General features: G+C 33.1%; 11 protein-coding genes, 1 tRNA gene and 1 pseudogene. 6 read left to right on the top strand and 7 right to left on the bottom strand.

All coding sequences use genetic code 11. From position 1 onward, the window contains the following. Positions 1-27: 27 nt before the first annotated feature. Positions 28-486: a hypothetical protein gene (locus ADIWIN_RS11840; RefSeq protein ID WP_020897405.1), complete on the bottom strand. Its 459-nt coding sequence runs from the start codon at positions 484-486 to the stop codon at positions 28-30. 51 nt (positions 487-537) lie between these two features. Then, entirely contained in the window at positions 538-996 is a 459-nt protein-coding gene (locus ADIWIN_RS11835; RefSeq protein WP_020897404.1) for an OsmC family protein, read from the bottom strand. A 238-nt stretch (positions 997-1,234) separates the two neighbouring features. Between ADIWIN_RS11835 and ADIWIN_RS11830 the strand changes: the two genes are divergently transcribed. Further along, entirely contained in the window at positions 1,235-2,053 is an 819-nt protein-coding gene (locus ADIWIN_RS11830; protein ID WP_020897403.1) for a universal stress protein, read from the top strand. 748 nt (positions 2,054-2,801) lie between these two features. Here the strand turns inward: ADIWIN_RS11830 and ADIWIN_RS11825 are convergent. Together ADIWIN_RS11825 and mce are read right to left on the bottom strand one after the other, a co-directional pair. Then, positions 2,802-2,875 (bottom strand) — tRNA-Ile (locus ADIWIN_RS11825). A gap of 90 nt (positions 2,876-2,965) precedes the next feature. Beyond that, on the bottom strand, positions 2,966-3,370 hold the full coding sequence (gene mce, locus ADIWIN_RS11820; RefSeq protein WP_020897401.1) for a methylmalonyl-CoA epimerase: 405 nt from the start codon (positions 3,368-3,370) through the stop codon (positions 2,966-2,968). Positions 3,371-3,508: 138 nt separating this feature from the next. Here mce and rbfA point away from each other — a divergent pair, with 138 nt between their 5' ends. Further along, complete coding sequence (rbfA, locus tag ADIWIN_RS11815) at positions 3,509-3,907, top strand: 30S ribosome-binding factor RbfA (RefSeq protein WP_020897400.1); 399 nt, start codon at positions 3,509-3,511, stop codon at positions 3,905-3,907. Further along, positions 3,908-5,110, top strand: a complete 1,203-nt coding sequence (locus ADIWIN_RS11810) for an ABC transporter permease (RefSeq protein WP_020897399.1) — start codon at positions 3,908-3,910, stop codon at positions 5,108-5,110. It abuts the gene before it with no gap. Between the two features lie 551 nt (positions 5,111-5,661). Here the strand turns inward: ADIWIN_RS11810 and dusB are convergent. Further along, positions 5,662-6,654, bottom strand: a complete 993-nt coding sequence (dusB, locus tag ADIWIN_RS11805) for a tRNA dihydrouridine synthase DusB (protein ID WP_020897397.1) — start codon at positions 6,652-6,654, stop codon at positions 5,662-5,664. Positions 6,655-6,769: 115 nt separating this feature from the next. On the opposite strand from dusB, the gene ADIWIN_RS11800 reads away from it, so the two are divergent. After that, on the top strand, positions 6,770-7,303 hold the full coding sequence (locus ADIWIN_RS11800) for a hypothetical protein (RefSeq protein ID WP_020897396.1): 534 nt from the start codon (positions 6,770-6,772) through the stop codon (positions 7,301-7,303). Between the two features lie 116 nt (positions 7,304-7,419). Here ADIWIN_RS11800 and ADIWIN_RS11795 read toward each other — a convergent pair whose 3' ends face one another. Next, complete coding sequence (locus ADIWIN_RS11795) at positions 7,420-8,664, bottom strand: M28 family peptidase (RefSeq protein WP_040757241.1); 1,245 nt, start codon at positions 8,662-8,664, stop codon at positions 7,420-7,422. Positions 8,665-8,816: 152 nt separating this feature from the next. Here ADIWIN_RS11795 and ADIWIN_RS11790 point away from each other — a divergent pair, with 152 nt between their 5' ends. Continuing rightward, positions 8,817-9,920, top strand: a complete 1,104-nt coding sequence (locus ADIWIN_RS11790) for a TolB family protein (protein ID WP_020897394.1) — start codon at positions 8,817-8,819, stop codon at positions 9,918-9,920. A gap of 57 nt (positions 9,921-9,977) precedes the next feature. Here ADIWIN_RS11790 and ADIWIN_RS11785 read toward each other — a convergent pair whose 3' ends face one another. Continuing rightward, positions 9,978-12,395 (bottom strand): TonB-dependent receptor domain-containing protein, encoded by a 2,418-nt coding sequence (locus tag ADIWIN_RS11785; protein ID WP_040757189.1) that lies wholly within the window; start codon positions 12,393-12,395, stop codon positions 9,978-9,980. A 149-nt stretch (positions 12,396-12,544) separates the two neighbouring features. On the opposite strand from ADIWIN_RS11785, the pseudogene lepA reads away from it, so the two are divergent. Then, positions 12,545-14,340 (top strand): annotated as a pseudogene (lepA, locus tag ADIWIN_RS11780) (translation elongation factor 4). The last annotated feature ends 295 nt before the right edge of the window (positions 14,341-14,635 follow it).

Raw genomic sequence — 14,635 nt, 5'->3', positions numbered from 1 at the left:
ACAGATTACAATTTTGTGGTTATGAAACTATTTAGAAATGCTATTAAATTGACGTATCAATCCTCCTCGTTTAATTATATGTTCTGTAAGTAAAAAAACTTCTTTCCGGTTATTTCTAAAGTCTTTTACAAATTGAGCTAGGTCATCTTCTAAAAGTTCGTGCTCATTTCTAAAGGTATCTGCAACAAATACGAAAGGGTCATCTATCAACTCTGCAAGGTGGTGCAAATGTTTATCTAGTCTTTCTACTAATGCATCACTTTGTTTATCTACTAGAAGTAACTTCACTTCAATTTCCTGCACCAAATCAATATTTTCTCTCTTTGAAAGCCACAAAAAATAATTGTCGATAAGATGATGTAGAAACCTTAAATCATCTTTGTAAAACAAAATATCGGATTTCCAATGTTCTGTAAGTACATATAATTGTTCCCAATTAGCCTCGTGGATATAATTGTCTTTTGGTCTATTTCTGAAATTGTTCATCTGCTATTTTTTTGGTAGTTCTATTTAAAATCATCCTAAACATTCAAGATTTTAATTTTGCACCGTAATTTTAGTTTCCATGGTAATTTTTGAAGTAATAGAATTTGAAATTAAACAGGCTTTTTTTGCTTTTTCCACAACGCGTTCCATACGATCGCTTTTGGATGCGTCTGAGATAACAACTTCGGGAAACAATAACACTTCACTTACTATAAATTTACCTTCTACTTTTTCTACAATTCCTTTAGAAGCGCACTTAAAACTTACATAATCTAACTTTGAAAATCCGGCAATTGCTAAAAATGTAGTCATTAAGCAACTACTTACAGCTGCAGTAAATAAGTGTTCTGGTGACCAAATGTTTGGCATTCCTCCAGGAAATTCTGGTGGTGTTGCAACTTCTAAACAATTGGTTTCATTAGTTTCATTATTCTTTAATTCTGGTGAACACATCATTCCTTTTCGATCTTGTGTCCAATTGATATTAACATTATAGGTGTGTTTTTCCATGATCCTTTGTTTTAAATAATTTTCAGTGGTATTGGTTCTTAAAAACTAGATATGTAAAATTAAAAGAAAGCGCATCTAAAAAATATGACCTGGGTCAGCCAGATCCTTAAACGCTATGTTCTTTCTGTTTTGATTCTAAACTTTCCAATCATTTAGCATTTACTCTAAATGAAAATGTCCTGACGTAGGTCATTTTATCATACCTCATCTATTCGCATCTTTCTTAAAAAAACATAAGATGAAAAACATAATCATACCTGTCGATTTTTCAAAACAATCTGAATTTGCTTCAAAGGCTGGTGCCATTTTAGCTAAAAAACATAATGCTGTAATCCATGTATTGCATATGTTAGAATTATCCGATAGTATTTTTACACATTCCGAAACAGAGAACGAAAATGAAATGCTGTTTATGCTCGCTATAGCCAATAAAAAAATTGAACTTTTTTTAGAAAAGGACTATCTAGAAGGTGTAAAAGTTGAGCCTATGATTAAGCATCATAAGGTGTACAAAGAGGTAGATACCGTAGCGAAAGAAACAAATGCAGATTTAATTATTATGGGATCCCATGGTTTAACCGATTATGATGGCGTATTTACAGGATCAAACGCAGAAAAAATGGTACGTTATAGTAACACACCTGTGTTAATTATAAAGTCAGAACCGAAAAATTTTGACTTAAAAACTGTCGTAATAGCCACAGATCTGAATCCAGAAAACGTGTCTGCATACAAGAATAATTTAGCAATGTTCTCAAATCTAGGCAGTAGGATACATCTTGTATATGTCAATCTACCTTATAGTAATTTTATCAGCTCAAAAGAATTTAATGAGAAAGTAACGTTGTTTGCAGCTGCAGGAGGATCAGATAATGTGGAGTTTATTGCAGGTTATACGGTTGAAGATGGATTAATACAATATGCCGAAGAAACAAGCGCAGATCTCATCGCTATAAGCACACACGCTCATAAAGGCTTAAGTCATTTTTTAGAAGGCAGTATTTCTGAAGATTTAGCAAACCACGCAAAACTACCTGTGATGACTTTTAAATTGTAAATAGGTATCCATTTATTTTCATTAACCGTTAAATCAGTAGGTCATTCACAGATTGTAGCGTCAATGTATTAATAATTAGCTTATTGGGTACTGACTCAAATCATTATAATATTAAGTATCTATTTGCATCTTTAGATGTGATAACGCAAAAAAACATTTTATGCCAGTTTATAGTGCTCTAAATTAAGAAATCATTGAGGGTTGTAAACTTTCGCATTTTGGATATGGATTGGTATTGATGACTGCAAATCCAAATCTATCAGTTGTAGGGGATTTTAAAGTGAATGTCTTGAAGAAGTCTTCTAATGTTTAGATGTAACCACTATCCATATTTAAACTGAAATCTCATTTTATAGCGCCTAATTGTAGCCTTACTTATTAGCCAAAATAATGTTCAATGAAAAACTATAAGCCAATTTTTAACCAAAGTCATAATCCTGAAAAATATCAGGAATTAGTATATGACAGAAGAAAATGCCGAATGATAGCTATAAAAAAAGACAATTTACCAACACCGTATTTAATTTAGTGCTAGGTTCTCTTCTAAATGTTCAGTCAGGTTTGAAATAAACAACTACAAATTTTAGTTCTTTTTCAATAATTACCACTTCATTTTTACTTTAATAATTGTCGTAAACTATTCTATCATAACTTCAAGAATAATATAAAAAAAAGCAATTAACCGTACATTTTATAAAACAAAAAATCCGTAATCATTTTATAATTAATGAATTACGGATTCTTAAAGTGGTCCCACTTGGGCTCGAACCAAGGACCACCTGATTATGAGTCAGGTGCTCTAACCAACTGAGCTATGGGACCAATTAACATTGCTGTTAATCTTTACTCTTATTTAAAAGAGAGTGCAATATTACTACATATTTTAAAACTCTACAAGAAAAATAAATCGTTTTAGTTCTTTATCTCTTGACAAAGCTCAATTAAAACACCATTAGTGGATTTTGGGTGTAAAAAAGCAATTAATTTATTGTCCGCTCCTTGTTTTGGTTCTTTGTGTATCATGGTGAAGCCTTCTTTCGTTAAGCGTTCAATTTCCTCCTCAATATCATCAACAGCAAAAGCAATATGATGCATGCCTTCCCCCTTTTTCTCAATGAATTTAGCAATCGGACTCTCTTCATTGGTAGCCTGTAATAATTCAATTTTATTAGGACCACATTTAAAAAAAGATGTTTTTACACCCTCACTTTCTACATCTTCAATCTTATAATGGTCTTCTCCAAATAAGGCTTTAAAAAGCGTATTAGATTTTTCTATATCCTTAACAGCGATTCCTATATGTTCTATTTTTTTCATCCTTTATGCCTGCGAAAGCAGGTATCTCTTTATTTAATTCTTAAAATTATCATTAGTAATAATCATTTTCTACACTCAAAAATAAGATAATCCTTAAATAACCTCTACTTTTGCAGACGATTAGTTATAATAATCATCATGGAAGAATTTACACAAAGACAGAAAAAAATAGGAGGTATCCTCCAACAAGATTTAGCAGAGGTTTTACAAAAAGCAGCTACCGATGGTGGTTTGCGAGGTGTTATTATCTCAGTGAGCAAAGTAAATGTAACTACAGATCTCTCTGTAGCAAAGGTTTACTTAAGTATTTTCCCTAATAAAGAAGCAAAACCTTTACTCGAAGGAATTACATCTAATAAGCCTCTTATTAGGCACGAGTTGGCGCAACGAACACGTCACCAACTTAGACGTATGCCACAATTAGAATTTTTTATCGATGACTCTTTAGAATATATTGATGGTATTGAGCGTTCTTTAAAAGGCGAAGACAATCCATTAGAGAATCCAGACTTATTAGGCAAGCGTAAAAAATCTTAAGTGAATTTCCCTTTATATATAGCAAAACGTTATCTGTTTTCTAAAAGCAGTAATAATGCTATAAATATTATGACCTTAATTGCTTCTGGTGGAGTTATTATTGCTTCAGCAGCACTTTTTATTGTGTTATCTGTATTTGCGGGTTTAAAGGATTATAGTCTTAATTTTTCCACTTTTGTGGATCCTGATTTGAAATTAATACCTTCTGAGGGTAAATCGTTTCAATGGTCCGAAAATGATCATACCTCCCTTTTAAAAATTGAAGGTATTGAAGCCTCTTCTGAAATTATTGAAGAACGCATTTTTATTAAATCTGAAAATAAAAATCTTATTGCCACCTTAAAAGGTGTAGATAAAAACTACCAAAATGTTACGAGTATTGACTCAATGGTAACCAAAGGAAATTGGATTACTCCTAATAGTAATGAAGTTGTTTCTGGTTGGGGAATTTCTAATAATCTGTCTTTTGGTGTTCTCGATTATTTAAAGCCACTATCCTTTTATGTTCCCAAGGTTGGAAAAGGTCAAGCCACTTCTATTCAAGGGTATTATAATTCGGTTTATGTGAATAATGTTGGGCTATTTGATATCAACGAGCAGTACAATAATAATTATGTTTTTTCGGATATTGAACTGGCTAAGCAATTACTTAGTTATAAAGAGAACCAACGCAGTGCTATTGAGATTAAATTGAATCCTGACGCTAATGAAGACCTTATTAGGTCTCAAATTGAAACTGCCTTCGGAGATAAATTCAGCATAAAAAATAGAGCAGAATTAAATGATGCTTTATTCAAAATGTTGAATACCGAAAACCTTGCCATCTACCTCATCTTTACGTTAGTCATTATCATTGCATTATTCAATGTTATCGGTGCGATTATAATGATGATTCTAGACAAGAAGAAATCACTCAATACCTTATATTATTTAGGAACCGAAACCAAAACCATTAAATCCATTTTCTTTTTACAGGGTAGTTTAATGACGGTTGTAAGTGGACTTATTGGAGTGACTCTTGGATTACTAATTGTATTTACACAACAGTCTTTTGAGTTTGTAATGCTAACTCCAGATTTAGCGTATCCTGTTCGTATTAATTTTTTTAATGTCCTTATTGTTTTAGTCACCATTTTTGGACTAGGAATTGTGGCTTCTAAAATTGCCTCTCAGCGAATTACTCCTAGCTTGATAAATAGCTAAATTAGTTTAGGGTTTACACTTACCTATTCATCCAAATTTGCGCCTTTGCGACTTCGCGAGAAAATTATTACGCAGAGTTACACGGAGATTGCACAGAGATTCACAGAGAAAAATAAGTATGACACTTTCTCTAATTTACACTGATAGATTCATCGTGCTTTGCGCCTTTGCGACTTCACGAGAAAATTATTACGCAGAGTTATACGGAGATTTCGCAGAGATTCACAGAGAAATATAAGTATGACACTTTCAATAATTTACACTGAAAAACTCATCAGGATTTGCGCCTTTGCGACTTCGCGAGAAAATTATTACGCAGAGTTATACGAAGATTACACAGAGCTTCACAGAGAAAAATAAGTAGTACTCTTTCTATTATTTACACTGAAAGATTCATCATGCTTTGCGCCTTTGAGACTTCGCGAGAATTATGACTACACTGAGCTTCGCAGAGTTAACACAGAGATCCGCAAAGAAAAAAAGATAGTAGATAATAACTAGAGTTCCCTTTTTTTGGAATTTAGTTTTTGTGGCTTGGTGCTTAAGCTCTGCTAAACAAACTGATAATCAGAAAACACATCCAATACCTCATCAAAAGCTGCAAATACATCTTTAGAATCATCGCTAGTTACCATTTTCATTCGGTATTCTTTAAAATGTGGAATGCCTCTAAAATAGTTCGTATAATGTCTTCGGGTTTCAAAAACACCTAAGGTTTCCCCTTTCCAATCTATAGCCATTTGAAGATGACGTCTGGCAGCATCCACACGTTCTGCTAATGAAATAGGTCCTAAATGTTCACCTGTTTCAAAAAAGTGTTTCACTTGTTTAAAAAACCATGGATTTCCAATAGACGCTCTACCAATCATAGCACCGTCTAAACCATAAGAATCGCGCATTAACATCGCTTTTTCAGGTGTATCGATGTCTCCATTTCCAAATACAGGAATATGCATACGTGGATTATTCTTAACCTCAGCAATAGGTTTCCAATCGGCATCACCTTTATACATTTGTGCCCTTGTTCTACCATGAATTGATATTGCCTTACAACCTACATCTTGTAAACGTTCTGCAACCTCAACAATTTTAATAGAATCGTGATCCCAACCTAGTCTGGTTTTCACAGTGACAGGTAAATTAGTACGCTTTACCATTTCGGCAGTCAATTGCTCCATTAAACAGATATCTTTCAGGATTCCTGCTCCTGCTCCTTTAGAAACGACTTTTTTAACCGGACAACCAAAATTAATATCAATAATATCTGGATTCGATTTTTCGACGATATCAATAGTTTGCAGCATGCTTTCCATATTGGCTCCAAAAATTTGAATACCAACTGGTCTTTCTTTTTCGTAGATATCTAATTTCATAACGCTTTTTGCCGCATTACGAATTAAACCTTCACTAGACACAAACTCTGTATAAACCACATCTGCTCCTTGCTCCTTGCATAATGCACGGAATGGAGGATCGCTTACATCTTCCATAGGTGCTAAAAGCAATGGAAAGTCTGGTAATTCTATGTCGCCTATTTTAACCAAGAGTTATGATTTTAGTGCAAAATTAAGGATTTTATTAGTCATTATTTATTCTTTCCTGAAATATACCTTAAACGCTTTAAATCTTAATGCTGTATCTTTAAATCAAAATTTTAACATGAAAAAGAACCTATGTATAGCTTTTGTGATGCTCATTGCGCTTTCAAGTTGTGATGCAATTGATGAGTTAACCAAATTTGATTTAGATTATGAAATCAATTTTACTATCCCACCAACAACAATTATTAACACTCCATTTGACCTTATTACACCAGATATTACAACAAATTCTGACGCTTCATTTGAAAGTAATAACACACGAGAAAATTTAATAGAGAGTATAAAATTGAAGCAACTAAAACTTTTACTCAATGCTCCTGATGATGGTGACTTTAATTTTTTAAAGGAAGTCCATGTTTATATTGAAGCAGAAGGCATTGATGAAGTTGAAATTGCAAATGTTTATGATTTGGAAAACAATAATTTAAGCACTTTAGAATTAGATGTTTTGGATGAAGAATTGAAGGAGTTTATTAAAAAAGATAATTATAACCTACGTATTACAACCATCACCGACGAGACCATCAACGAAACTCACGATATTACAGTAAGCACAATATTTAGAGTAGATGCCGAAATATTTGGTATTTAATTTCTGTTTATATTAATGTCATATTGTACTTTACAGTATAGAAAAGCCTCTACATAATGTAAAGGCTTTTCTATATTTAATAACGAACTACTGGTCTTTAATTAAATAGCGTGCCGCTAAAACTGCACCTTAGTGTCAATGGTTTCTTCTCCACGTTTCACGGTAATACCAGCTTCATCACCATTATCAAAAACAGATAATGCGCGCATATAACTCATCATATCTGTAATGGTGCTATCGCCTAATTTAAGAACCACATCGCCTTTTTGTAAACCAGCAGCGTATGCAGGAGTGTCTTCTCGCGTACCATCGATTCGCATGCCTTTTCCATCGTATAAATAATCTGGCACAACTCCTAGTCCGACTTTAAAACGTGGTGTTTCTTCGCTTTCATTCTTTGTTTTACGAAACGCTAATTCTCCATTATCATCTAAATCAGTAATAATATCGAAGATGTAATCTGAAATTAGATTCATGCCGTCATAGTTCAATTTATCAGAATCATCACCTGGTTTGTGGTAATCTTCATGCTGACCTGTAAAGAAATGTAACACCGGAATGTCTATTAAATAAAAAGACGTGTGATCGCTAGGTCCTACTCCACTTTCATTTTCTACAATTTTGAATTTATCATTATTAGACTTCAAAGTTTGTTTAAACATCGGAGACGTTCCTGTACCGTAAACAGCCAAAGTGCTATCGGCTTTCATTCTACCAACCATATCCATATTTATCATATAGTTAATAGATTCGGCATCAATAGTTGGGTTTTTAGAAAAGTAATTAGAGCCTAATAAGCCCATTTCTTCCCCTGAAAATGCCATGAACAAATAATTGTTTGTGTCTTTAATTTCAGCCTGGTCATTTTTTACTTTTAATCGACTAGCCAAATTCAACATTACCGCAACTCCACTTGCATTGTCATCTGCTCCATTATGTATGGCTTTTTCTTCACCACGAAATAAAGACCCTTCTCCACCATACCCTAAATGGTCGTAATGTGCACCAATAACAATTGTGGTTTTGGCATTATTGTCTATAAAGCCAATAACATTATGCCCTGTAATTGTACTGTCTGCATTCGTTGTAAATTCTACTTCGCTATGCGGATCTGTTTTAGGCTTAAAAGAAAAGGATTGCAAATACCCCTCCGTTCCTTTTGGTTGTACTCCAATAGCTTTAAAACGCTCTATAAGATATTCTGAAGCTAAGACTTCTCCTTGTGTTCCGGTTTGGCGACCTTCTAATTTATCATCAGCTAAATATGCAACATCCTCTTTAATGTTATTTTCAGCAATTTTAGGTTCGTTTTTACAAGATATAAATCCCGCTAATGCTAATAAAATTAGTGCTCTTTTCATTTCGAATTCTATTTTTTGATTTATTTGAGAAGCTTGTTTTGCCAACTATCACTGAATCACATATCAGCGATATTTCGTGGCTTATTTCATCTATAAATCTTACTTTTGCACAAAATTAGGTAATAAAAGCCACTTATTATAATTCTTTAATTATGAACAGAATCGTCTCAATTTTAATTCTACTCGTTACATTTTCGTCTTGTAAAAACGAGACTAACAACACCACTGAAGCGACTTCTGGTGCGACTAAAAAATACGATTCTTTAATCTACCCAGAAGAAGTACATTTTAAGTCTTTAAGACAAGTGACTTATGGTGGTGATAATGCTGAAGCGTATTGGAGTTTTGATGATAAACAATTGGTTTTTCAATCTAATAATATAAAATGGGGAGTTGAATGTGACCAAATGTTCACAATGGATGCTAACCAAACGTTTACAGATAGTATTGCGCCTCCTATGGTAAGCACAGGAAAAGGTAGAACAACTTGTTCGTATTTTATGCCAGATAATAAGCATATTATTTATGCTTCTACACATCTTGGAGATGAAGCATGCCCTGAAACTCCACTTAGAAAAAACGGAAAATACATCTGGCCAATCTATGATACCTATGATATTTTTGTTGCGGATTTAGAAGGTAATATTGTAAAACAATTAACGAATGAAGTGGGTTATGATGCTGAACCAACCGTATCTCCAAAAGGTGATAAAATTGTATTTACATCAACTAGAAGTGGTGATTTAGAATTATACACCATGAATATTGACGGTAGCGATGTAAAGCAAATTACTAACGAATTAGGTTATGATGGTGGAGCGTTCTTTTCACCAGATGGTACGAAACTAATCTTCCGCTCATCGCGTCCTAAAACTGAAGAAGAAATTAAAAATTACAAAGATTTATTAGCTGAAGGTTTAGTTGAACCAACGGATATGGAATTGTATATCTGTAATGCTGACGGTTCTGATTTACGTCAATTAACGGATTTAGGCAACGCGAATTGGAGTCCGTTTTTTCATCCTTCTGGTGAGAAAATTTTATTCTCTTCTAATTTTGAATCTGAACGTGGTTTTCCTTTCAACTTATACTTAATTGATATCGATGGAAAGAATTTAAAACGTGTAACACATAGTGAAACCTTTGATGCGTTTCCAGTGTTTTCTAATGACGGTAAGTATTTAGTATTTTCTTCTAATCGAAATAATGGAGGTGGACGTGATACGAACTTGTTTATTGCTGAATGGCGCGATTAGCGATATTCTGAAATATACAAATTGTGATACGAACTTGTTTATTGCTGAATAGCAAGATTAGTTTAAATCTTTAAGCCTTTTGCGCTCTTCCGCACTTGTAGTGCGCTCATTAGTATTAAGCTTTGTATTACCAAAATTATAGCGGAAACCTAATTTAATGTATCTATTATCAGAATCTACAAAGCTAGAATTTGACTGGTTTAAATAACGTGTTGACGTTTCATAGTTTTGTAGATTAAAGAAATCTTCAACAGCTAGAGAAATAACTCCTTTTTTCTTAAAAACAGTTTTTGATAGACTCAACTCTGAGACCAAACGGTCTTCAACGGTTTGAAATTGTTGTAAATTTTTACCTATCCAAGTAAATGTTAGACTCGCATGTAAGCTTTGATCTTCTAAAAATGCGAAACTATTATGTAAAATACTATAATTAGACCATTGATCTTGTTTTACAAAGCCTTCCCCAAAATTAGATTCTTCGGAAATATTATAAAATGAGGTTACAAAATAGAGATTCCAAGTACTAGTTGGATAATAATCAAAAATAAAATCGAATCCATATTCCTCTTTTTTATCCAAATTTATTGGTGTAAAAGCGACTACATTGGTTTGATTATTTTGGCGAGGTAATTCTACAATATCACCATCGTAATTCATATAATACGCTTCCACAGTAAAGTGCTCTAGAAAATTACTTCCTATTTTATAATGATCTCTATACGTCGGTACTAAATTAGGATTACCCAACACAACGGTGTTCTCGTTTAAGAAAAATGTAAATGGATTTAAATCCGTATAACTCGGCCTTGTTATACTGCGTTTATATGTTGCATATAAGTTAGCCTCTTTTAAAAGCAGATGCGATAAACTGGCATTAGGAAACCAACCAAAATAATCTTGAGTATTTCTTTCTGTTAAGGATAAAGAGTTACCTTCAATATGACTTTGCTCTACTCTAAGGCCAAGATTTAATTCCCATTTGTCCCAAGATTTAGCATAGTTAGAATAGGCAGCAAACACTTCTTCATCATATCTAAACGCATCTGTATTATTAACGTCTATGACTTCTGAGTTTCCAACAATATCTGATTTTGTAATGTCACTATCAGTATTGACATTAGAATATTTTACTCCGGCACCAAAACTAGAAGTCTCATTAATTGGTAAGCTATAGTCTGTTTTACCTGTTATAATATTTGTTTTCTGATTAGAGATTGAGTTAAACTCAGAATTTCCACTAAACAGATTATTAACATCAAAATTATTAGTGAGTACATTTTGGTCGCGACTATAATCGTAAATGGTATAATGTGCATTAAATGTTAAGTTAGCGCTATTTTCAAAATCGCGTCTAAAAATTAAATCGGTACCAATATTGTACTTGTTATCTCTAGATAAATTATCTGCCGTAAACCGCTCTTGAAAAACTAAATTTTCATCCGTAATAGTCGTGTTATTTTTTATTTGATACTTATAATAAGGCGTATATAAACCTGTACTTGTTAAACTCAAGGTGTTTTTATCATCGATATAATAATCAAAATTAAGATTAAGATTATGTGTTTCTGACCAGGTATTTCTATTGATGTTAGATGTCCAGATTTCCTCAATATTTCTTGAATCATCTAAAAAATTAACGGTATCGTCTTGGTCTCTATTGATTTTATTCTTAGTGAAACTGTAATTAAGATTGAGGTTCACCTTATTATTCTTAAAATAATGACTTGTTCCTGCATTATATCTCGGAAAAACACCTTGTGTATAATTTGTAAACACACTGCCTCTATAACCTGTTACTATATTTCTACTCATAATAATATTAATCACAGCACCAGAATCTGCATCATAGCTTGCAGGCGGATTTGTTATCACCTCAACAGATTTAATACTATTTGCAGGGGCACTTTCTAAGAGCGTAATGAGTTCTTCAGAAGTTAATTGTACACGTCTATTATTAATATAAACGATTGCTGGTGTACTTTTAATATTAATAGAGCCTTCTGAAACTATAATTCCAGGTGTGTGTTTTAATACACCAAGTGTAGAGCCTTCGCTTAATGCCGTGTTTTCTACGTTAAAAATTAAGCGATCTGGCTTACGTGTTATAGTGGGTTTTTTGGCTATAACGGTGACTTCATTTAAATTTTCGGGAATACCGTTTAGTTGAATGGTTTTTAAATCTAAATCTCCTGTTAGGACGATTTTTTGTTGAAACTCTTCAAAACCTAAGTAGCTTATTTTAAGGTAAAATGTTGTTTCTGATAAATTAATTAAACTAAAAAATCCATTGTCGTCGGTGGAAGTACCTTTCAGATAATCACCATCAACTTCTGTTAAAATAACAACATTCGCAAATTCAATTGGGTTACTATCAGCGTCGACAACACGGCCTGAAACAGAATAATCTTGAGCCACCAATACATTAGAGAGCATACAAATACATACACAAAAAAAGAGGCGCAAGCGTATAATCATAAAAAAGGTTTGACTGCAAGATATAAATTGTTTTTTACATTTTACTGTGGTTTTACCGTAATTACACATGTTTTATTGTTGTATTTGATACGATAAAGCACAAGAAATCGATTATATTTGCCAATTACTTATTGCCTTAGAAAAGAGACATGAAAAATATTCGTAATTTTTGCATTATTGCACATATTGACCACGGGAAAAGCACCTTAGCAGACCGTTTATTAGACGCTACAGGTTCTGTAACTGCTCGTGAACAACAAGCCCAACTTTTAGATAGTATGGACTTGGAACGTGAGCGTGGTATTACTATTAAGTCCCACGCTATTCAAATGGACTATATGTATGAAGGCGAAAAATATGTGCTTAATCTTATCGATACTCCTGGTCACGTAGATTTTTCTTATGAAGTCTCGCGATCTATAGCTGCTTGTGAAGGAGCTTTATTAATTGTAGATGCAGCTCAGAGTATTCAGGCGCAAACGATTTCTAACCTATACTTGGCATTAGAGAATGATTTAGAGATTATTCCGGTGTTAAATAAAGTGGATTTACCAAGTGCAAACCCAGAAGAAGTTACTGATGATATTGTAGATCTTTTAGGTTGTGATCCTGAAGATGTCATTCACGCTAGTGGAAAAACAGGTTTTGGTGTAGAAAATATATTAAAAGCAATTATTGAACGAATTCCGGCTCCAAAAGGAGATGTAAATGCGCCTTTACAAGCTTTAATTTTCGATTCTGTTTATAATACGTTTAGAGGTATTGAAACCTATTTTAGAGTCTTTGATGGTGAAATTAAAAAAGGACAAAAATAAAATTCGTAGCAACAGGAAAAGAGTATTTCGCTGATGAAGTTGGAACGTTAAAATTAACTCAAGTTGCCAAACAAAGTGTAAAAGCTGGTGATGTTGGGTATTTAATTACAGGAATTAAAACGGCCAAAGAAGTAAAAGTTGGTGATACCATTACAGATTTTGCTAAGCCTACAACCAATATTGTTGCAGGTTTTGAGGATGTAAAACCAATGGTTTTTGCTGGTATTTATCCTGTAGATACTGAGGATTACGAAGAGCTTCGTAACTCTATGGAAAAGCTGCAACTAAACGATGCGTCTTTAGTGTTTATGCCAGAAAGTTCTGCTGCTTTAGGTTTTGGTTTCCGTTGTGGATTTTTAGGTATGTTACATATGGAAATCATACAAGAACGTTTAGAGCGTGAGTTTGATATGACGGTTATTACTACGGTTCCCAACGTATCGTACAATGCTTTTACAAACAAAAATCCGGATGTCCCTTTTGTAGTTAATAATCCAAGTGATTTACCAGAACCAACAACTGTAAATCGTGTTGAAGAACCTTTTATAAAAGCTACCATTATTACAAAATCTGATTTTGTGGGTAACGTAATGAGTCTTTGTATAGAAAAACGAGGCATGATTATTAATCAGACGTATTTAACAACAGAACGTGTAGAGTTAATTTTTGAAATGCCACTCGCAGAAATTGTTTTCGATTTTTACGATCGCCTTAAAACAGTATCTAAAGGTTATGCCTCATTCGATTATCATCCAATAGGAATGAGAGTATCTAAATTAGTTCGACTAGATGTGTTATTAAATGCACAACCTGTAGATGCACTTTCTGCTTTAATCCATGCAGATAATGCGCAAAATATTGGTAAAAAGATGTGTGAAAAGCTGAAGGAATTAATTCCAAGACAACAATTTGATATTCCTATTCAAGCTGCTATTGGTGCAAAAATTATTTCTAGAGAAACTGTTAAAGCACTTCGAAAAGATGTAACAGCAAAATGTTATGGTGGAGATATTTCTCGTAAACGTAAGTTGTTAGAAAAGCAGAAAAAAGGTAAGAAACGTATGAGACAAGTAGGTAATGTAGAAATACCTCAAGAAGCATTTATGGCTGTTTTAAAATTGAACGATTAACAAATTCCTTTGAAAAAAGGAATCTCAAACTTTTGAAAACAATCCTGAGCTAAGGCAAAAAAATATTTTATCTTATTTATACCTCTATATTCTATAAAATTTAATTATATAGACCATTTAAAACAATAGCTTTAAGAATTTTATACCATAATCCAAGGTTCGCGTGATGAGATTCCTGCCTTCGCAGGAATTTATGAGACAAGTAGGTAATGTAGAAATACCTCAAGAAGCATTTATGGCTGTTTTAAAGCTGAATGATTAAGCTTCATTTTAGCTTTAAGCTTATATTATAAAA

The organism is Winogradskyella psychrotolerans RS-3 (assembly GCF_000427335.1).
Classification (GTDB): Bacteria; Bacteroidota; Bacteroidia; order Flavobacteriales; family Flavobacteriaceae; genus Winogradskyella; species Winogradskyella psychrotolerans.
Note: the sequence above shows the minus strand (reverse complement) of the source record. Positions and strands in the feature narration are given on the sequence as shown.

Coding starts and splice junctions, on each gene's coding strand:
- ADIWIN_RS11840 (WP_020897405.1), bottom strand. CDS start 486: ATGAACAATTTCAGAAATAGACCAAAAGACAATTATATCCACGAGGCT.
- ADIWIN_RS11835 (WP_020897404.1), bottom strand. CDS start 996: ATGGAAAAACACACCTATAATGTTAATATCAATTGGACACAAGATCGA.
- ADIWIN_RS11830 (WP_020897403.1), top strand. CDS start 1,235: ATGAAAAACATAATCATACCTGTCGATTTTTCAAAACAATCTGAATTT.
- mce (WP_020897401.1), bottom strand. CDS start 3,370: ATGAAAAAAATAGAACATATAGGAATCGCTGTTAAGGATATAGAAAAA.
- rbfA (WP_020897400.1), top strand. CDS start 3,509: ATGGAAGAATTTACACAAAGACAGAAAAAAATAGGAGGTATCCTCCAA.
- ADIWIN_RS11800 (WP_020897396.1), top strand. CDS start 6,770: ATGAAAAAGAACCTATGTATAGCTTTTGTGATGCTCATTGCGCTTTCA.
- ADIWIN_RS11795 (WP_040757241.1), bottom strand. CDS start 8,664: ATGAAAAGAGCACTAATTTTATTAGCATTAGCGGGATTTATATCTTGT.
- ADIWIN_RS11790 (WP_020897394.1), top strand. CDS start 8,817: ATGAACAGAATCGTCTCAATTTTAATTCTACTCGTTACATTTTCGTCT.
- ADIWIN_RS11785 (WP_040757189.1), bottom strand. CDS start 12,395: ATGATTATACGCTTGCGCCTCTTTTTTTGTGTATGTATTTGTATGCTC.